The organism is Nostocoides sp., assembly GCF_035343835.1.
Taxonomy (GTDB): domain Bacteria; phylum Actinomycetota; class Actinomycetes; order Actinomycetales; family Dermatophilaceae; genus Nostocoides_A; species Nostocoides_A vanveenii.
In genome coordinates, this window is record NZ_DAOQZV010000041.1 from 1 (window position 1) to 18,199 (window position 18,199).

General features: G+C 68.4%; 18 protein-coding genes. 12 read left to right on the plus strand and 6 right to left on the minus strand.

Annotated features, from left to right (window positions below; genetic code table 11):
* Positions 1-170: 170 nt before the first annotated feature.
* Both PKH97_RS04775 and PKH97_RS04780 read right to left on the minus strand, forming a co-directional pair.
* A complete protein-coding gene (locus PKH97_RS04775; RefSeq protein ID WP_324386261.1) occupies positions 171-1,058 on the minus strand; it encodes a phosphotransferase in 888 nt (295 codons plus the stop codon).
* A 106-nt stretch (positions 1,059-1,164) separates the two neighbouring features.
* Positions 1,165-1,893 (minus strand): AAA family ATPase, encoded by a 729-nt coding sequence (locus PKH97_RS04780; protein WP_324386262.1) that lies wholly within the window; start codon positions 1,891-1,893, stop codon positions 1,165-1,167.
* A 219-nt stretch (positions 1,894-2,112) separates the two neighbouring features.
* Here PKH97_RS04780 and PKH97_RS04785 point away from each other — a divergent pair, with 219 nt between their 5' ends.
* From PKH97_RS04785 to PKH97_RS04795, 3 genes are all read left to right on the plus strand, one after another.
* Positions 2,113-3,567 carry a lysine--tRNA ligase gene (locus tag PKH97_RS04785; protein ID WP_324386278.1) on the plus strand — a complete coding sequence of 485 codons (1,455 nt, stop codon included), beginning with the start codon at positions 2,113-2,115 and terminating at the stop codon, positions 3,565-3,567.
* A gap of 2 nt (positions 3,568-3,569) precedes the next feature.
* Positions 3,570-3,746 carry a hypothetical protein gene (locus PKH97_RS04790; RefSeq protein ID WP_324386263.1) on the plus strand — a complete coding sequence of 59 codons (177 nt, stop codon included), beginning with the start codon at positions 3,570-3,572 and terminating at the stop codon, positions 3,744-3,746.
* Positions 3,747-3,880: 134 nt separating this feature from the next.
* Complete coding sequence (locus PKH97_RS04795; protein ID WP_324386264.1) at positions 3,881-4,210, plus strand: Lsr2 family protein; 330 nt, start codon at positions 3,881-3,883, stop codon at positions 4,208-4,210.
* 16 nt (positions 4,211-4,226) lie between these two features.
* Here PKH97_RS04795 and ligD (PKH97_RS04800) read toward each other — a convergent pair whose 3' ends face one another.
* The gene (gene ligD, locus PKH97_RS04800) at positions 4,227-5,111 is read right to left on the minus strand and encodes a non-homologous end-joining DNA ligase (RefSeq protein ID WP_324386265.1); all 885 of its coding nucleotides are present in this window, start codon (positions 5,109-5,111) and stop codon (positions 4,227-4,229) included.
* 13 nt (positions 5,112-5,124) lie between these two features.
* A complete protein-coding gene (gene ligD, locus PKH97_RS04805; RefSeq protein ID WP_324386266.1) occupies positions 5,125-6,054 on the minus strand; it encodes a non-homologous end-joining DNA ligase in 930 nt (309 codons plus the stop codon).
* Between the two features lie 46 nt (positions 6,055-6,100).
* Between ligD (PKH97_RS04805) and PKH97_RS04810 the strand changes: the two genes are divergently transcribed.
* A complete protein-coding gene (locus PKH97_RS04810; RefSeq protein WP_324386267.1) occupies positions 6,101-6,946 on the plus strand; it encodes a Ku protein in 846 nt (281 codons plus the stop codon).
* Positions 6,947-6,988: 42 nt separating this feature from the next.
* On the opposite strand, the gene PKH97_RS04815 is transcribed toward PKH97_RS04810, so the two are convergent.
* Positions 6,989-8,389 carry an FGGY family carbohydrate kinase gene (locus tag PKH97_RS04815; RefSeq protein WP_324386268.1) on the minus strand — a complete coding sequence of 467 codons (1,401 nt, stop codon included), beginning with the start codon at positions 8,387-8,389 and terminating at the stop codon, positions 6,989-6,991.
* Positions 8,390-8,524: 135 nt separating this feature from the next.
* Here PKH97_RS04815 and PKH97_RS04820 point away from each other — a divergent pair, with 135 nt between their 5' ends.
* Both PKH97_RS04820 and PKH97_RS04825 read left to right on the plus strand, forming a co-directional pair.
* Positions 8,525-9,520, plus strand: a complete 996-nt coding sequence (locus PKH97_RS04820) for a hypothetical protein (protein ID WP_324386269.1) — start codon at positions 8,525-8,527, stop codon at positions 9,518-9,520.
* Between the two features lie 49 nt (positions 9,521-9,569).
* Positions 9,570-10,475 (plus strand): zinc finger domain-containing protein, encoded by a 906-nt coding sequence (locus tag PKH97_RS04825; protein ID WP_324386270.1) that lies wholly within the window; start codon positions 9,570-9,572, stop codon positions 10,473-10,475.
* Positions 10,476-10,557: 82 nt separating this feature from the next.
* On the opposite strand, the gene PKH97_RS04830 is transcribed toward PKH97_RS04825, so the two are convergent.
* Positions 10,558-11,184, minus strand: a complete 627-nt coding sequence (locus PKH97_RS04830) for a TetR/AcrR family transcriptional regulator (protein WP_324386271.1) — start codon at positions 11,182-11,184, stop codon at positions 10,558-10,560.
* Positions 11,185-11,316: 132 nt separating this feature from the next.
* On the opposite strand from PKH97_RS04830, the gene PKH97_RS04835 reads away from it, so the two are divergent.
* The 6 genes from PKH97_RS04835 (at position 11,317) to PKH97_RS04860 (ending at position 18,057) form a co-directional block, all read left to right on the plus strand.
* The gene (locus PKH97_RS04835; protein ID WP_324386272.1) at positions 11,317-12,108 is read left to right on the plus strand and encodes an SDR family oxidoreductase; all 792 of its coding nucleotides are present in this window, start codon (positions 11,317-11,319) and stop codon (positions 12,106-12,108) included.
* A gap of 81 nt (positions 12,109-12,189) precedes the next feature.
* Complete coding sequence (locus tag PKH97_RS04840) at positions 12,190-13,722, plus strand: AMP-binding protein (protein WP_324386273.1); 1,533 nt, start codon at positions 12,190-12,192, stop codon at positions 13,720-13,722.
* A 104-nt stretch (positions 13,723-13,826) separates the two neighbouring features.
* Complete coding sequence (locus tag PKH97_RS04845) at positions 13,827-14,060, plus strand: type II toxin-antitoxin system prevent-host-death family antitoxin (RefSeq protein ID WP_324386274.1); 234 nt, start codon at positions 13,827-13,829, stop codon at positions 14,058-14,060.
* Positions 14,057-14,440 carry a type II toxin-antitoxin system VapC family toxin gene (locus PKH97_RS04850; RefSeq protein WP_324386275.1) on the plus strand — a complete coding sequence of 128 codons (384 nt, stop codon included), beginning with the start codon at positions 14,057-14,059 and terminating at the stop codon, positions 14,438-14,440. The genes PKH97_RS04845 and PKH97_RS04850 overlap by 4 nt, the downstream gene beginning before the upstream one ends.
* A 332-nt stretch (positions 14,441-14,772) precedes the next feature.
* On the plus strand, positions 14,773-17,286 hold the full coding sequence (locus tag PKH97_RS04855; RefSeq protein ID WP_324386276.1) for an ATP-dependent Clp protease ATP-binding subunit: 2,514 nt from the start codon (positions 14,773-14,775) through the stop codon (positions 17,284-17,286).
* A 237-nt stretch (positions 17,287-17,523) separates the two neighbouring features.
* The gene (locus tag PKH97_RS04860; protein WP_324386277.1) at positions 17,524-18,057 is read left to right on the plus strand and encodes a hypothetical protein; all 534 of its coding nucleotides are present in this window, start codon (positions 17,524-17,526) and stop codon (positions 18,055-18,057) included.
* Positions 18,058-18,199: the final 142 nt, after the last annotated feature.

Genomic DNA, 18,199 nt, shown 5'->3' on the forward strand with positions numbered 1-18,199 from the left:
TGGCGCCTTGACGCATTCCGCGCCGATCCTCGACGTCGCCCTCGACCTGGTCTGAGACGGCTTTTTGGGGCACAGCTTTCCCGCCCGATGCCACAAACCCCTTGGTCGCGCGAAAAAAGTTTCCGTTGCCTACGAGAGCCTTCCCGCGCGTATGCCGTTGGGTTGCCGCGTCAGGGGCCCCCGAGCACTTCGCGTATGGTGCGCATCCCGAGGGCGTACATGCCCAGGTTGCTCTTCTCGTAGTAGTGCACGAGGCCCACCGCCTGGACGAAGGCCCAGGCGCGGCCGCGTTCCCACTCCAGATCCGATGACGCGATTGCCGCGCGGAGCCGCCCGCGGCGTGGGGTGTCGAGCACATGCCATGCGGCCACGAGGTCCAGCGCCGGGTCCGCCGGCCCGAAGCCGCCGCCGTCGAGGACGCCGATCAATTTGCCGTCGCCGACAAGGAGATTGCCGGGCACGAGGTCCCCGTGGTTCATGACATCCGGGTCTTCGCGAGCAAGCTCTCGCAGGTGGCCCCAGAGCGCCGCGGTGCGGGCAGGGTCGAACCAGGGGGCGTTCCGCCGGATGCACTCCGCGACCCAGTCGTCGTGGTCGGTCAGCGCGCCGCCGCGACCGTCGCCGCGAAATCGCCGGCCACGCGTCGGCGCGCTGCGTAAGGCGAGGACGAGGGCGGCGAGGTCGTCGGCGAGTTGGTCGGAATCGGCATACTGGCCGACCCGCGGAACGCTGCCGGGCACCCAGGTCTGGATGGCGAAGGGCATCGGATAGCCGATCCCCGGCCTGCCCAGGGCGACCGGTCGCGGGGCAGGAACGGGACTGACCTCGGCCAGTTCGGCCTGCGCCGCGCACTCGGCCGTGAGCCAATCGTGCGCGGCAACGGCATCCTGGGGCCGCAGTGGCAATCGCGCGGTGAGCGATGCGCCCAGCCGGAAGATCGCGTTGACAGTGCCAGCGGTGACCAGTCGGGTGACGGGCAGATGGCGCCACCGCGGGAACTGATCGGCCACGAGGGCGCGCACGGTTGTGGTCTCGATAACGAGTTCATCGTCGTGCATCGGCACAGCAGACGATACGCATGGCAAACCCCTTGTCGGCAAGGGAAATCGTCCCGTGCGCACGAGGGTTTGTGGCATCGGGCGGGAAGCCGTGACGCCTGTGGTTTCAGTCGATGACGTGGCGGAGGTACTGGCCCGGGGTGGCCAGGAACCGGCGGTAGTTGTCCACGACATCGAGATCGGACCAGTCGCGAGGGTGCAGGCCCTCGTGGTCGAGTTCGAGGATGGTCGCCCCCGGGATGGCGGCGAGCACGGGGGAGTGGGTGGCCATGAGCACCTGGGCGCTGCGGTGTTGCGCCAGCGCGTGCAGGGTGCCGACGAGGGCGAGTTGGGCGCTGAAGGACAGGCCGGCCTCGGGTTCGTCCATCACGAAGAAGCCGTCGCCCCGGAACCGTCCGCTGCCCAGCATTGCCAAGAAGGACTCGCCGTGGCTCATCCGGTGGAAGTCGGGATCGCGTGGGCCGGGATTGTTGGCGAGATAGGTGAAGAGCCCGTGGGTGGTCTCGGCGCGCAGGAAGTAGCCCCACTTGCTCGCGCCGGCCCCCCGCTCGAGGGTGAGGTCGTCGTGGAGGGCGGATTCGCTGGCATACGTGCGGTGCATTGCGCCGGTCGACCCGCCCTCGGCGGGGAGGCCGAAGGCCATCGCGATGGCCTCGACCAGGGTGGACTTGCCGGTGCCGTTCTCGCCGACGAGCACCGTGATCCGGCCGAGGTCGAGGCCCTCCTGAAGCAACTGGCGCACCGGGGCCAGGGTCATCGGCCACTGATCCGGGTCCAGAGAGGCATCGCTCGCCCGGCGCACGCGACGGACGGGCAGGGGATCGGACCAGCGCATAAAGGGAACTGTAGGGATGGGGGCCGACACACCGCCTTCGGACTGAACCGGCCTTTCGACGGGGCTGAACCGGCCTTTCGACGGGGCTGAACCGGCCTTTCGACGGGCGCGAGAGAGGCGCTTTCGACGGGACTTAAACTGGAGCGTGTGACCGCCAACGACGCGCCAGCGGGCGCCACCGACGCGCCTGAGCTGCCCGAAGCCGAACTCACCGAGCAGATGCGCTTCCGGCACGCCAAGCGCGAGCGGCTGCTGGCGGCGGGCCGCGCGCCCTATCCGGTGACGGTCGGCCGCACCCACACCCTGGCCGAGGTGCGCGACCGGTGGGGTGATCTGACGGCAGGCGAGGAGACCGGCGAGAGTGTTGCCGTCGCGGGCCGGGTCGTGTTCATCCGCAACACCGGCAAGCTCGCCTTCGCCACCCTCCAGGAGGGCATCGGCACTCGGCTGCAGGTCATGCTCAGCCTCGCCGAGGTGGGCGAGGAGGCGCTGGCCGACTGGAAGGCCGATGTCGACCTAGGGGATCACGTGCTGGTCGAGGGCCGGGTCATCGCCTCCAAGCGCGGCGAACTGTCAGTGCTCGCCACCCGTTGGCAGATGGCCTCCAAGGCCCTGCGCCCGCTGCCGGTCTTCCACAAGGAGCTCGCGGAGGAGACCCGCGTCCGCCAGCGGTATGCCGATCTGATCGTTCGTCAGGACGCCCGCGACATGGTGCGGCTGAAGGCCGCGGCCATGCGCGCCACGCGCAGCGTGCTGGACGCGGAAGGCTTCGTCGAGGTGGAGACGCCGGTTCTTCAGCTCATCCATGGTGGAGCGCAGGCGCGGCCGTTCCGAACCCATATCAACGCCTTTGACCAGGAGATGGTGCTTCGCATCGCCCTGGAACTCAACCTCAAGAAGGCCGTCGTCGGCGGCGTCGACCGGGTTTACGAACTCGGGCGCATCTTCCGCAATGAGGGTGCCGATGCCACCCACAGCCCCGAGTTCACGATGCTCGAGTTCTACCAGGCCTATGGCGACCAGACCACCGTCGCCGACCTGACCCGGCGGATCATCTTGGCCATCGCCGATGCCGGCGGCGGCCGGCAGATCGAGACGCCCAAGGGGGTCGTCGACCTCGACGGGGAATGGCGCTGGCTGCCGGTCTACGACGCGGTCAGCGACGCCGTCGGCGAGAGCGTGACGGTCGATACCGACGCCGAGACCCTGCACCGCCTGGCGCGCGAGCACGGCGTGGCGCTCGACCCGGCGCTGGAGAAGGACAAGGTCTTCCTCGAACTGCTCTCCGAACTGGTCGAGCCGGGGCTACTGCAGCCGACTTTCCTGTGCGACTACCCCGCCATCGCCCAGCCGCTCGCTCGCCCGCACCGGTCCCTGCCCGGACAGATCGAAGCGTGGGATCTGATCATCGCGGGCGTCGAGCGCGGCACCGGATTCTCGGAGCTGATCGACCCGGTCATCCAGCGCGAGGTCCTGACCGCACAGTCCCTGCGGGCGGCGGGCGGCGACCCCGAGGCGATGCAGTTGGACGAGGACTTCCTGCGGGCGCTCGAATACGGCGCACCGCCGATGGGCGGGGTCGGCATGGGCCTGGACCGGGTGATCGCCCTCTTCCGAGGCGTGTCGCTGCGCGAGACGATCCTGTTTCCCCATCTGAAGCCGGAGGTGAACTGAAAATGAGCGAGTGGATGCCGTATGCCGCGGCGGTCTTGCCGTCCATCGGCGTGGGCTATCTGTTCTATGTGATCATCAAGAACCTCCTCGAGGGCGACCGCAACGAGCGTGCCGCGATGGCCCGCTGGGAGAAGGAGCAGGACCGCCGGCAAATCGAGGACTCCAAGCCATCGATCTGAATACGCGCGCGTATTCAGATCGATGGGTTCGTGAATAAGAAAGTTTGCTAGGCATCCCAGGATTCATGACTTAGGATGACAAGACAGGCTGTACCTCACACAGACCATCTACCGAAGGGTTAAGGGCTCATTACATGGCTCAACGCGTCCAAGTTATGCTCATCGACGATGTCGACTCGACCGCCGCCGACGAGACTGTGACTTTTGCACTCGACGGCGTCACCTACGAGATCGACCTCAGTTCGGACAACGCGACTTCGCTGCGTTCCGACCTCGCCCGCTGGATCGGCCATGCGCGCCGCACGGGCGGGCGCAAGTCCACGGGCGCGACGGCAGCCAAGGGCAAGAGCCGCGAAGAACTGGCCAAGGTGCGCGAATGGGCGCGCTCCGCCGGCCACGTCGTCAGTGACCGCGGCCGCATCTCGGCGGCCATCCAAGAGGCCTACGACCGCGCCCACGGCTGAGCGCCATCTGAATCGATCACCAGCGCAAAAGCGGGGTCAATAGGTCGCCGTAGGTGGCTATTCGGTCGAGGGCGTCATCGAACATCACCTGTTCGATGACGCCTTCCCCATATGCGGCCGCCTCGACTTCGGCCCACGTGCGCGGTGCGGCGACGTGAGGCAACTCCGTGCCCCGCAAGGAGTAGGGGCAGATCGTGGTCTTGGCCGCGACATTCTGACTCCAGTCGAAGAAGATCTTGCCCGGCCGCAACGACTTCGTCATCTTCCACGTGACGAGATCGGGCAACCTCTTGGTCAATTCCTGGGCGAGTTGCGCAGCCAAACTGCGCACTTCGTCCGATGTCAGATCACCGCCGAGCGCGGCATACAGTTGCATGCCCTTGCTCCCCGAGGAAACGGGAAACAATGTCATGCCCAGACCTTGCAGGCGTTCGCGAACGGCAAGGGCGACCCTGCAGCATTCGGTCAGCCCGGCGGGCTTTCCTGGATCGAGGTCGATGACCAGGCGATCAGGATTCGCGCGTCCGCCATTGGCGGCTACCCGCCATTGGGGGATGTGAAACTCCAACGAATTCAGGTTGACCAGATAGGTCAGATCGGCCAGATTCGTTACTAATGGGTAGGTAACATCGTCGATCTTGGCGGATCGCAACCAGGGCGGTGCCCCCGACGGCAGATTCTTCTCGAAGAAGGACTGATCGCCGACCCCGTGGGGCCAGCGCACGCGCGTAACCGGACGTTCGGCCAGATAGCTCAGCATGATCGGGCCGATCTGCGCGTAATAGCTGAGCACCTCCGCCTTCGTGGTCTCGGTGGCGGGGTAGAGCACCTTGTCCAGGCTCGAGATCTTCAGGGTCCGCCCGTCGACATCGACGCGCGTCGTCGGGCCATCGATGGGCATGGCGTCTCCTCTTTCAGGCTTGGGCAAGGTCGTCGGCAGTCAGATCGGAGCGAACCCCGACGAAGGTCGGGTGGCGCAGCCGGCCGCCGCCGGTCTCGCCGAGGAAGCGGACGTCGACCACAACGCGCGGTTCCACCCAGGTGACGTCTTTGGCGTCGAGAGCCGGCACCTCGTCGGCGAACGGGGAGTCGCGTCGGCCCAGCGGGGCGAGCAGATCGGCCATTGCCGTGCCGGGCTTGCCCGCCAGCCCGGAGCCCATCCGGCCCGCATAGAGCCACCCCTGCGGGCCCGGGCGACCCAGCAACACAGCACCGAGCCGGGCGGCGTTCCCGGTCTCGGGTCGCCACCCGCCGACGACGGCCGAGACCACCTTCCGGTGGCTGACCTTGAGCCAGTCCGAAGAGCGGCGCCCCGGGTAGTACGCCGCGCCGCGCCGCTTGCTCACCAGGCCCTCGAGGTCCTGCTCGGCGGTCGCGGCGAGCAACTGGCGGCCGTCGGCATAGGTCGGGGGCACCTGCCAATGGGTGCCGGTCAGGTCGAGCCGCTCCAGCAACTCCCGGCGGGCCGACCAGGCCTGCGCCGTCAGATCCTGCTCGAAGAGGCGCAGCAGATCGAAGACCATGAAGGTGATCGGCCTGGTCGACGACAGGCGCTCGGCCTTGCGCCGATCGGCAACGTGCATGCGTTCGGCGAGGGCTGCGAAGGACGGGCGACCCGCGTCGAAGGCGACGACCTCGCCGTCGAGGAGGAGATCCTCATACGTCTCGGCGAGCGCAGCGAGTTCGGGGAAGGACGCGGTGACGTCCTTCTCGTTGCGTGACCACAGCGTGACCCGCCCGCCGCGCACGTCGGCGAGGATCCGCATACCGTCCCACTTGATCTCGTGCACCCAGGCCGGCCCAGGTGGTGGCGCGGGCGCCGGCGTGGCGAGCATGGGACGCATGCCACGATTCTGCCGTGGCCCGGCGGGGCGTGGGACACTGCGACGTATGCGTCCGATCTGGAAGGGTGCCGTCTCCTTCGGCCTGGTCAACGTGCCGGTGCGGTTGTATTCGGCGACCGAGAACCACGACATCAGCTTCCGGCAGGTGCACCGCACCGATGGCGGGCGGATCAAATACCAACGGGTCTGCTCGATCGACGGCGAACTGGTCTCCTATGACGACATCGCCAAGGGCTATGAGACCGAGGACGGCGACATGGTCGTGCTCACCGACGCGGATCTGGCCGATCTGCCCTCGCGCACGAGCAAGGAGATCGCGGTCGAGAAATTCGTGCCGCAGGACCAGATCGACCCCATGCTCTTGGACAAGTCCTACTATCTGGAGCCGGACAAGGCCGCCGCGAAACCCTATGTGCTGCTTCGGGATGCGCTCGAGAGCGAGCAGCGGATGGCCCTGGTGACGGTCTCCCTGCGCACGCGGATGACGATGGCCGTGCTGCGCGTTCGCGATGGTGTCATCGTGATGCAGACGATGCTGTGGCCGGACGAGGTCCGCAGCCCGGACTTCGCCTCCCTCGGCGAGGATCAGCACGCCACCGACAAGGAACTGGCGATGGCGCACCTCCTGGTCGACCAACTGGCGGGGGACTATGACCCCGAGGAATACGAGGACGACTACGCGCAGGCCGTCGAGGCGTTGGTCAAGGCCAAGGTCGAAGGCGGCGAGGTCAAGGACCGGCCCAAGCCCGCCGAGGAGACCGGCGAGGTGGTCGACCTGCTGGCCGCGCTGGCAAAGTCGGTCGAGAAGGCCAAGGCGTCGCGCGGCGAGAGCGTCGCCGAGCCCGAAAAGGCACCGGCCAAGAAGGCGGTGGCCAAGAAGAAGGCCGGCTGACGCGCTGCGGTTGGCAGCGACTGGGGGCTCGTCGGCATCGGGTCAGGGCGCGAGCGGGAAGTCGTCGATGGCGGGCGCGGGATAGGTGCTCAGGTCCGCGCGGCCGTCGTTGAGGCGGGCGGCGCGGGCGGCCAGGCGCGCGGCACCGAAGATCCCGGGTTGGTCGCTCGCGCAGATCGCGAAGTCCGGAACCAGGCTGCGACGGCTCGCCCGTACCGATGCCAGGTGCGTCCAGCCGCCCGCGACCACCAACGTCGTCGCCGGTATGCCGGCGGACTCGATGATCGCGAGCAACTCACGTGCTCGATCGGTCACGTGGCCGAGGGCAGCCAGCCAGACCAGGGCCGGGTCGAGTTCTCCGTCGTCGACGGTGACGGTGATCGCCTGGTCGTTCATCCCGACGCCTCGAACGGTGACGGCGGCCGGGCGCTGCGGCCAGAGGGCTGCCGCGCGGGCGTCCAGCTCGTGCCGAGCCGGATCGTTCGTCCCGCCCACCATCCGCAGGATCCGCGCCAACAAGAAACCGCCCTTGAGTCCGGCCAGCACACTGGTCAGGCCGTCCACGACGTGCGGCGAAACGCTGAGCCCGAGGCCGGCCAGGCGCTCCCGGTCGGCCGCCGGCGGCAGGCGCTCGCTGACCGCCAGGATCGCCTCGGCGGTGCCCATGGAGTCCAGGGCGAAACCCGGCCGGGCCGCCCCGGCCTCGGCCGCTGCGACCAGGTGGTCGTGGCCGGCCACCGTGAGGACCGCCCCGCGGACCTCCTCGACGCGGTGGTCATCCCGGACCCGGCCGAGGGGCGCGCCTGAGGCGACGATCGGCGGCAGGAATGCGGGGGTGACGTGCAGCAGGTCGAGGGCGGACGGCCATACGCCCCGGGTGGCGACGTTGATCAGGCCGGTGCGCCCGAAGAGTGAGATGTCGGTGGCGCGGGCGCCGCCGAGGTGATGGCAGATGTATTCGGGCAGCCCCAGCCACTGGCTCCCGTCCAGTCGAATCCCATTGTCGTGCAACCACATCAGCTTAAAGAGCGTGGGCACCGTGGTCAGGTCGAGGCCGGTCGTGACCCGGAAGTCGGTGCGGATGCGGACGGGAAGGTCATCGAGTTGGGCCTGTCCGCGCGGGTCGAACCAGGCGATCAGTGGGTAGGCCGGCCTTCCCTGGCGATCCAAGAGCACCCCTGTCTCGGCCAGTGACGCGAAGCCGATCGAACGCACCCGCACATGGCCGAGACGGGCTCTGGCGGCGGTGACGACGCGTTCGAGGAGGTCGTCGATCGTGGCCAGCATGCCGACCGGGTCCCGCTCGGCGCGGCCGCCGCCGAGGTGCGTCCAGTCGGTCTCCAAAGAGGCACTCGCGGCCAGCGCGCCAGAGGCGTCCACGGCCACGACCTTGGTGTTCGACGTCCCCAGGTCGAAGCCGATATCGAGGTCCCCGTGGTCCATGCCCTGCCCTGTCGGTGCGATGGAATAGCGTTGCTGGCACGCCGTGTGGGCAGCGTCGCCGGCGCTCGTCAGCCTAGTGGCGAGCCGGCGCGAGACGAATCGGGGAGAGCAGTGGCTACCAGTCAGGATCTCGGGATGCTTCGGCGTTTGGCGCGGATCAGCGACGCCGACGGATTCATCCGGACGGCGGCGATCGACCACCCCGAGAACTACCGCATCCTCTTCGACCCCGACCTGAGCAGGGTCAGCTTCGAGGAGGTCGTGGAGTCCAAACTCGAGTTGATCACGGCGATGTCGGCGCACGCGTCCTCGCTGCTCCTGGACCCCGTGACCGCGCTCGGCCAGGCCATCATCACCGGCGCCGCGCCGGGCGATGTCGGGATCCTCAGCGGGGTCGAGGACCTCTACTACACCCCGGACGACAGCCCGGTCGGCTTTGCCACCGAGCTGAAGATCAAGCCGGGCTGGCGGCCCGCGCAATTGGCCGCGCTCGGGGTGGACGCGGCCAAACTCGTCGTCTTCTATCGGGCCGACACGCAGGACGCCGCCGCCGAGCACGCTCACGCCGTCGTCGCCGAGGTCGCCGCCGAATGCCACGCGTTGCATCTGCCGTTGGTGGTCGAGCCGCTCTGGTATCCCCTCCCCGGCGAGTCGCTCGACGACCCCGCGGTCCGCGCGCGCCGGACCGCGAGCGTCATCGCCTCGGCGGCGTCCTTCCGCCAGGCCGGCGCGGACATCATGAAGGTGGAGTTCCCGGTGTCCCTGGCCACGGAGGACGGCCGCGAGGGTGCGGACTCGGCTTGCGCGGCCCTTGCCGAGGGCATCGACGGCCCGTGGGTCCTACTGTCCGCCGGCGTCACCTTCGACGGCTTTGCCGAGCAGATGACCTATGGCGCCCGCCACGGCGCGAGCGGCTTCATGGCCGGCCGGGCGATCTGGGGCGATGGGGTCGGCCGCTATGACGCAGACCGCCGTGCGGCCGGTGCCGCGGTCGCCTGCGAGCGGCTCGACCGCCTCACCGAGATCCTGCACGCCGATGGGGCGCGGCGGGCCTGGGTGCCGGTCGCTACCGACCGGGCCGCCGCCGAGGTCCCCGAGGACTGGTATCTCGGGTTGTCCCAAGGCGAGTAGTCACGTCTCTGAGGCGCGTGGCGCCGCCGGCTGGGCATACCCTCACGGCATGCCCGAAGGCCACACCCTGCACCGGCTCGCCGGCGCTCTCGATGTCGCGTTCTCCGGGACCGCGCCGCTGGTCACCAGCCCGCAGGGGCGCTTCACCGAGGGAGCCGCGCTGCTGAGCGGGCGCGCGGTCGAGCGCGCGGAGGCCTATGGCAAGCACCTCTTCGTCCGCTTCGCCGGTGACGCGGTGCTCAATGTTCACCTCGGACTGATCGGCTCCTTCGACGTGCTGACGTATGCCGATCCCGCTCCGCCGCCGCCGACCGGCGCCGTTCGGGTCCGGATGGTCAATGAGCGGGCGTTCGCCGACCTGCGTGGCGCGACCCTGGTCCAGATCGTCGGCCCGGAGGAGGTCGAGGCAACCATCGCCCGGCTCGGGCCCGACCCGTTGCGCGTCGGAACGCCCGGCAACGACCCGACGCGCTCCCTGACCCGCCTGGCCCGCACCCAACGCTCGGTCGCTGAATGCCTGATGGATCAGTCGATCATCGCCGGTGTCGGCAATGTCTACCGCTGCGAGGTGCTCTTCCGGCACCGGGTCAATCCCTTCACGCCGGGCGCGAAGGTCAAGAAGCGCACGTGGCTGGCGATGTGGGACGACCTGGTCGCGCTCTTGCCGATGGGGGTGGCCTTCGGGCAGATCATCACGCTCGAGGATCAGCTCGACGCGGCGCGTGAGTTGCTCGCGGGGCGGGACCCGACGGCATACGTGCCGGAATGGGGTGGGGTGATGCCGGGTGAACGGGGGCGCTTCGTGCGTGGTGGCGCCGTGGCCCCGTTCCCGCGCGAGTATGCCGTCTATAAGCGCGATGGACTGCCGTGCCTGGTCTGCGGCTCGAAGATCCGCACCGCGGTGGTCGCCGGGCGCAACCTGTTCTGGTGCGGCCGCTGTCAGCGGCGCAGCTGAGCCTGCGGGTTAGGGTCGACGGCCCGGACGGCTTGGCCGAGATGCGGCGGCGGATCATGGCCCGTCCGGCCCGGCGCCTGAGTCAGGAAACCTCGGCCGGAGCCAACAGCCGGGGGAGCATGGCCACGGCGCGCTCGCGCAGGAAGTCCAACGCCTCGGGCTGTCCGGCCAGGTGGCGAAGAAGCGCCCGCTCGAAGACGCCGTCGAGCATCGCGTAGGCCGTGGCGGAGTCGGTCCCGAGTTCCCCGCCGGCCAAGACGGCATACCTGCTCAGCACCCGCCCGATCATGTCCTCGAGCGTGGCGTCGATCATCAGCACGTCGGGGCGCAGGACGTCCTCGAACATCGCCTGGGTGCGCAGGTCGTACCAGAGACGGTGCATGGCGGCATCCTCGACGAGCGTCTGCGTCAGACGCTCCGCGAACGCATCGAGAAGCGCTGGGGCAGAGACGGATTCGGCGATGATGTCGTCATAGCGCGTGACGCATTGGGTCTTGTAATAGCGCACGCAATACGTGATCAGCTCGGTTTTGTCGCTGAAGTAATAGTGCACGACGCCATGGCTGAACGGGGAGTTCGCGGCGATATCGCGCAGGCTGGTGCGGGCATACCCGAGTTCGCCGAGTGTGACTAGTGCAGACTCGGCGAGTTCGTTGCGCCGCTCTAAACCCTTGCGGTGTCGGGCGCGGCTCGGGCCGGGCGAACTCACGAGCGCACATGCTACTCGTCATCAGCCCCGAGCCCAAGGTCTTGACCATCGTCAAGAAGTTCACCAGAGTTGGTGCCGGCACACCGTGGTGCCGACCGGCCCGGTGCCGGCGCGAAACGACGAAGGAGCGGCATGACGTCCATCGACCTGACCGGACGCAAGGCCATGGTGACCGGCGGAGCCCAGGGCCTCGGCGAAGGGATGGCGCAGGCGCTCGCTGCCGCCGGCGCGCGCGTCATGATCGCCGATGTGCAGGAGAGCGGCGCACAGACAGCCGAAGCGCTCGGTGCCGGCCACGGGTTCGTCCGGCTCGATGTGACCGATGACGCGAGCTGGGAGCAGGCGATCGCCGCAGCTGTCGATCACCTCGGCGGGCTCGACATCCTCGTCAACAACGCCGGTATCGAGATCACCAGCCTGATCACCGAGCTCGACGCTGCCGACGTGCGCAAGATGCTCGAGGTCAACGTCCTCGGCACCGCACTCGGGCTCAAGCACGGCCTGCGGACGATGCGCCCTGGAGGTGCGGCGGGCAATGGCGGCACGATCATCAATGTCGCCAGTGTCGCGGCGACCATCGCCTTCCCGGCCATCGCCGCCTATTCGGCGACGAAGTCAGCCGTGGACCGGCTGACCCGGGTCGCCGCGATGGAGGCCGGCAAGCTCGGCTATGGCGTGCGCATCAACTGCATCTACCCCGGTCTGGTGCCGACGGCGATGGGCGCCGGTCTGGCGAACGACGTTGCCTCCATTGGACTTTTCGAGAGCCCGGAGGCCGCTGTCGGTGCGGTGGTCGAGTTGACGCCCTCGGGTCGGCTGGGGCAGGTCGACGACATGGCGGACGCCGTCGTTTTCCTCGCCTCCGACGCCGCGAAGTTCGTCAACGGCGTCGGGCTGCCCGTCGACGGCGGCATGGGCATGTGATCGTGCCGGCCCGGCGCCCCCCTGCGCGCCGGGCCGGCCTCGCGGCATCGACGCCACCCTCGGTCAGCAAGGAGCAGACGCGTGCGCATCGTCGACTATCTCGACAAGGGGGCCTCGCTCGGCCCGAACCGGGCGTGCCTGACCACCGAGGGCCGGTCCCTGTCCTACGCCGACGTCGTCGACACCTCGTATGCCGTCGCTGCCGCGCTGGCGGGCTCCGGTGTCGCCGCGGGTGACAAGGTCGCCATCATCTCCAGCAATGACCCGGTCGCGTTCTCCTGTGTCTTCGGCATCAGCCGCGCCGGGGCGGTGTGGTGCCCGATCAACCCCCGCAACGAGGCGGCGGAGAATCGCGAGCTGCTCGCGCTTTTCGACTGCGCCACAGTCATTTTCAAATCGTCGTATGCCGATCTGGTCGCCCGGATCCGCGACGACCTGCCCGCGGTGCGCACCTGGGTGTGCTTCGACGCGCAGGTCGAGGGTGCCTTGACGTGGGACGCGTTCCTGGCCCTGGGAGAGGGCGCCAGCCGGGTGGACCGGGCCGCCGTCGACGACCTGGCCATGATCGCCGGCACCGGCGGCACCACCGGCCGGCCCAAGGGGGTGATGCTCAGCGGGCGCAATCTGGAGACGATGTCGGCGCTGACGTTGATGGGCTACCCCTTCGACGGGCGCCCGGTCTATCTGGCGCTAGCACCGCTGACGCACGCCGCGGGAGTGCTGTGTTTCCCGGTGCTCGCGCGTGGCGGCGAGATCGTCATCATGCGAGCACCGGATGTCGGTGAGTTCCTCGGCCTGATCGAGCGGCACCGGGTGACGCACACCTTTTTGCCGCCGACGTTGATCTATATGGTGCTGGGCCACGAGGCGCTCGGTGCCGCGGATCTGGGCTCGCTGCAATGCTTCTGGTACGGCGCGGCGCCGATGAGCGCGGCGCGGCTGGAGGAGGCGCTCACTCGGATCGGGCCGATGGCTCAACTCTTCGGGCAGACGGAGGCGCCGATGATGATCTCGATGATGCCGCCCGCGGACCACTATCGGGCCGACGGCTCGGTCGCCACCGAGAAGCTCTCGTCTGCGGGTCGCCCGGCACCGCTGGTCACCGTCGGGATCATGGACGAGGCCGGTGCCCTGCTTCCGCTGGGGGAGCGGGGCGAGATCGTCGTGCGCAGTTCGCTGGTGACACCCGGCTACTACAAGGACCCCGAGGCGACGGCCGCGGCGAGCACGCACGGCTGGCACCACACCGGCGACATCGGCTATGTCGACGCGGACAACTTCCTCTTTATCGTCGACCGCGCCAAGGACATGATCATCAGCGGCGGTTTCAACGTCTACTCCACCGAGGTCGAGCAGGCGGTGCTCTCGCACCCCGATGTCCAGGACTGTGCCGTGATCGGAGTCCCGGACGAGAAGTGGGGCGAGCGGGTTGTCGCGGTCGTCCAGCCGCAGCCCGGGAAGCTGATCGACGGGGGCGAGCTCACGGCATACGTCAAGGGGTTGATCGGCAGCGTGAAGGCGCCCAAGCAGGTCGAGGTCTGGCCCGACCTGCCGCGCTCGAAGGTCGGCAAGGTGGTCAAGACCGATATCAAGGCGGCGCTCACCGGGGGATAACCCGTCGGCGCCCCCGACGTGGGGGCCCGGGATCTCCGCCCTCTCGGTGAGCGGCAGCCACACTTAGTCTGGTCTGGTCTGGTCTGGTTTGGTAGGCTACGTGTATGACGACCGTGAACATCCAGGAGGCGAAGACGCACTTGTCGCGACTGCTGGAGCAGGTCCGCGCGGGTGAGCGAGTGATCATTGCCAAGGCTGGGGAACCCATCGCCGAGCTTGTGCCTGTCACCCGCCCGGACATCGTCTTCGGTGCCCTCGTCGGGCAGGTCACGATCGACTTCGACGCCTTCGATGCGGCCGATGGCGACCTCGCGACGATGTGGGATGGCACGCCGTGATCCTGCTGGACACGCACGTCGCCCTGTGGCTGGTGGCGGCGCCCGATCGGATCGGAGCGCGCTCCCGGCACGCGATGGAACGAAGTGAGGTCTGCTACTTCTCGGCGATCTCGCTCGCCGAGTGCGCGATCAAGCGGATGATCGGCCGCCTGGACGTGCCGGCGGACCTGGCTCGCGTGCTGACCGAGTCGGGTCTGCGCGCTCTGGCCCTGCTGCCCGAGCACGCGGAAGCGATCGAGAAATTCCCCGAACTCGCGCGTCATGATCCCTTTGACCGACTGCTTCTCGGGCAGGCGCTCGTCGAGCGGTGCCGCTTCCTGACCGCGGACCGGCGCCTGCTGGCGTTGGACAAGGCGTGGATCATCCCCGCCGACGAGTGAGGCGGACGCAACGGTCACCGCGGTGTTCGTCACTGCTACCGGGGTTCGTCACCCGTACACCCGTCTGGACGCGTGCCGGGGTGACCAACCGGTGCCGGCATGCCGCTGGGCAAGCGGAGGACTGTGCCCGCCGACGAGTGCCCTGCGAGGGTCGCTGGCCCGGACGGTGCTCCGCTCACAGCGAACGGGTGGCAGCGGCATACGGACGGGCGGAACATCTGCGCGACCCCAGGGGTTGATCAAGCAGATCGGCCCGCCGCAGGCGCGAATACGCACGCACCCGCACGGGGCCCGCAGATACGATCGAGGCGACTCGATAGCTAGGAGCAGCCATGTTTGAACGGTTTACCGACCGGGCCCGGCGGGTGGTCGTGCTTGCGCAAGAAGAAGCGCGCATGCTCAACCACAACTACATCGGGACCGAACACATCCTGCTCGGCCTGATCCACGAAGGCGACGGGGTCGCCAGCAAGGCGCTGGAATCCCTCGGTATCGAGCTGGAGAATGTGCGCGAGCAGGTTCAGGAGATCATCGGCCAGGGCCAGCAAGCGCCGTCGGGGCACATCCCCTTCACGCCGCGCGCCAAGAAGGTGCTCGAGCTGAGCCTGCGCGAGGCGCTGCAGCTTGGCCATAACTACATCGGGACCGAGCACATCCTGCTCGGCCTCATCCGCGAGGGCGAGGGCGTCGCCGCGCAGGTCCTCGTCAAGCTCGGCGCCGACCTGAACAAGGTGCGCCAGCAGGTCATCCAACTGATCAGCGGCTACCAGGGCAAGGAGAGCGCCGCGGCCGGGGTCGGCCCGTCCAGCCAGCAGGCCGAGGGCACGCCGGCCGGGTCACTGGTGCTCGACCAGTTCGGGCGCAACCTGACCCAGGCGGCTCGCGAGTCCAAGCTCGACCCGGTGATCGGGCGCGAGAAGGAAATCGAGCGGGTCATGCAGGTGCTCTCGAGGCGCACCAAGAACAACCCGGTCCTGATCGGTGAGCCCGGCGTCGGCAAGACGGCCGTCGTCGAGGGTCTGGCCCAAGACATCGTGCGCGGCGATGTGCCCGAGACCCTCAAGGACAAGCAGCTCTACACCCTCGACCTCGGCTCCCTGGTGGCTGGCAGCCGCTACCGCGGTGACTTCGAGGAGCGCTTGAAGAAGGTGCTGAAGGAGATCCGCACCCGCGGCGACATCATCTTGTTCATCGACGAGATCCACACCCTCGTCGGTGCGGGTGCGGCCGAAGGCGCGATCGACGCCGCGTCGATCCTGAAGCCGATGCTGGCCCGCGGCGAGCTCCAGACCATCGGCGCGACGACGCTGGATGAGTACCGCAAGTACATCGAGAAGGACTCCGCGCTGGAGCGCCGCTTCCAGCCGATCCAGGTCGCCGAGCCCACGCTCGCGCACACCATCGAGATCCTCAAGGGTCTGCGGGACCGGTATGAAGCGCACCACCGCGTCACCATCACCGACGGGGCGCTGGTGAACGCGGCGAACCTCGCCGACCGCTATGTCAACGACCGCTTCCTGCCGGACAAGGCGATCGACCTGATCGACGAGGCCGGTGCGCGGTTGCGCATCCGCCGGATGACCGCACCACCGGACCTGCGCGAGTATGACGACCGGATCGCCCAGGTGCGCCTGGAGAAAGAATCCGCCATCGACGGGCAGGACTTCGAGAAGGCCGCGCGCCTGCGCGACGACGAGAAGAAGCTGCTCGGCGAGAAGGCCCGTCGCGAGCAGGAGTGGAAGGCCGGCGATATGGACGTCGTCGCCGAGGTCGATGAGGAGTTGATCGCCGAGGTGCTCGCCGCCTCGACCGGTATCCCCGTCTTCAAGCTCTCCGAGGAGGAGTCCAGCCGCCTGCTCAACATGGAGGCCGAGCTGCACAAGCGCGTCGTCGGCATGGATGACGCCATCCGGGCACTGAGCCAGGCCATCCGCCGCACTCGCGCGGGCCTGAAGGACCCGCGCCGTCCCGGCGGCTCGTTCATCTTCGCCGGGCCCACGGGCGTCGGCAAGACCGAACTCGCCAAGACGCTCGCGGAGTTCCTCTTCGGCGACGAGGACGCCCTGATCCAGCTCGATATGTCGGAGTACAGCGAGAAGCACACTGTCTCGCGGCTCTTCGGCTCACCCCCCGGCTATGTCGGCTACGAAGAGGGTGGCCAGCTGACCGAGAAGGTGCGTCGCCGGCCGTTCTCCGTGGTGCTCTTCGACGAGGTCGAGAAGGCGCACCCAGAGATCTTCAACTCGCTTCTTCAGGTGCTCGAGGACGGACGACTGACCGACTCCCAAGGCCGGATGGTCGACTTCAAGAACACCGTCATCATCATGACGACCAACCTCGGCACCCGCGACATCGCCAAGGGCGTCTCGCTCGGCTTCTCGGCCGGTCCCGACTCCCGCAGCGACTACGAGCGGATGAAGAACAAGGTCCAGGACGAGTTGAAGAACCACTTCCGTCCCGAGTTCCTCAACCGCGTCGACGACACCATCGTCTTCCCGCAGTTGACGCAGGACGAGATCGTCCAGATCGTCGACCTGGAGATCGCCAAGCTCGACAAGCGCCTCAAGGACAAGGACATGGGGATCGAGTTGCAGCCCGCGGCCAAGCAGCTGCTGGCCAAGAAGGGCTACGACCCCGTGCTCGGTGCCCGGCCGCTGCGGCGCACCATCCAGCGCGAGATCGAGGACGTGCTGTCCGAGAAGATCCTCTACGGCGAACTCAAGGCCGGCGAGATCGTATTGGTCGGCACCGAGGGGGAAGGCAAGGCAGAGACCTTCACCTTCATCGGTACCCCGCACCCCGGAGCCATCCAGGACCTGCCGCTGGTCGTCGCCGACGCGGAGTAGGCCCCGCGCCCGCCGACAGACGTATGCCGCCCCCGTCACCGACGGGGGCGGCATACATCTGTCTGTGGGGGGGGCAGGTCGAGCGGCGGAAGTAGTGGCGGTGTAAGGGCGGGGTGGCACGGTCCTGCATGCAGGTAGCCGACGAGTGGGCTGCCACACGAGAAAGATCAACACCATGCCCTCGACACGAGCGCGCGCCACCATTGCATCCGCCGTCCTCGCCCTCGGGCTGGCCGGATGCTCATCCGGATCGACCACAAGGACCTCGCCCGGGCCGACGGGCTCGCCAGCAACAGGCGGGTCGAGCTCGTCCGGGTCAGCGAGCGCGCCGGCGCCAAGCGCGTCCGAATCGGGCGCGTCCAGCGCCGCCCCCGGGGACTCGGGAGCCAGCCCGAGGTCGGGCTCGGGCCGGGCGATCCCGTCACCGGTGTGGCGGGCACTGAGCCGGTCGGCCTGTGCAACTGGCTGAGCGCCAAGGCGCTGGCCGCCTTCGGCGGATCCGGGACACCGGCGACCACGGGGCGGGCGAGCACCTATCACGACAAGACTCCCAAAGCGGACTCGCGGACTTGCGGAATGGACGCCGGTTCGCAGCTCGTGGTGTATGCCTCGCGGTGGACTTATGGTGACAAGGCGGGCCTGGACGACGCGCTCCAAAGGAATCGGCCCAAGGGGGCTACCACTCCGTCGACCACTCCTACGACTCCAACTGGAAGGCTTTTCCGGGCCTCGGTGACAGCGCCTGGGAGACGATCGGCCAGTCGACGCTGAACGGAGCGACGCAAGAGCTCGCGAGGTCGAGTTCACCCGGCGCGGGCAAGCGCCTCCAGTGACGGTGGCCAGCCCCCTGGCGGCCGGGTGTCGGCGGCCACGAGAAACTGCCCGGAGACGGCCACGAAGCTGCCCGCTGGCG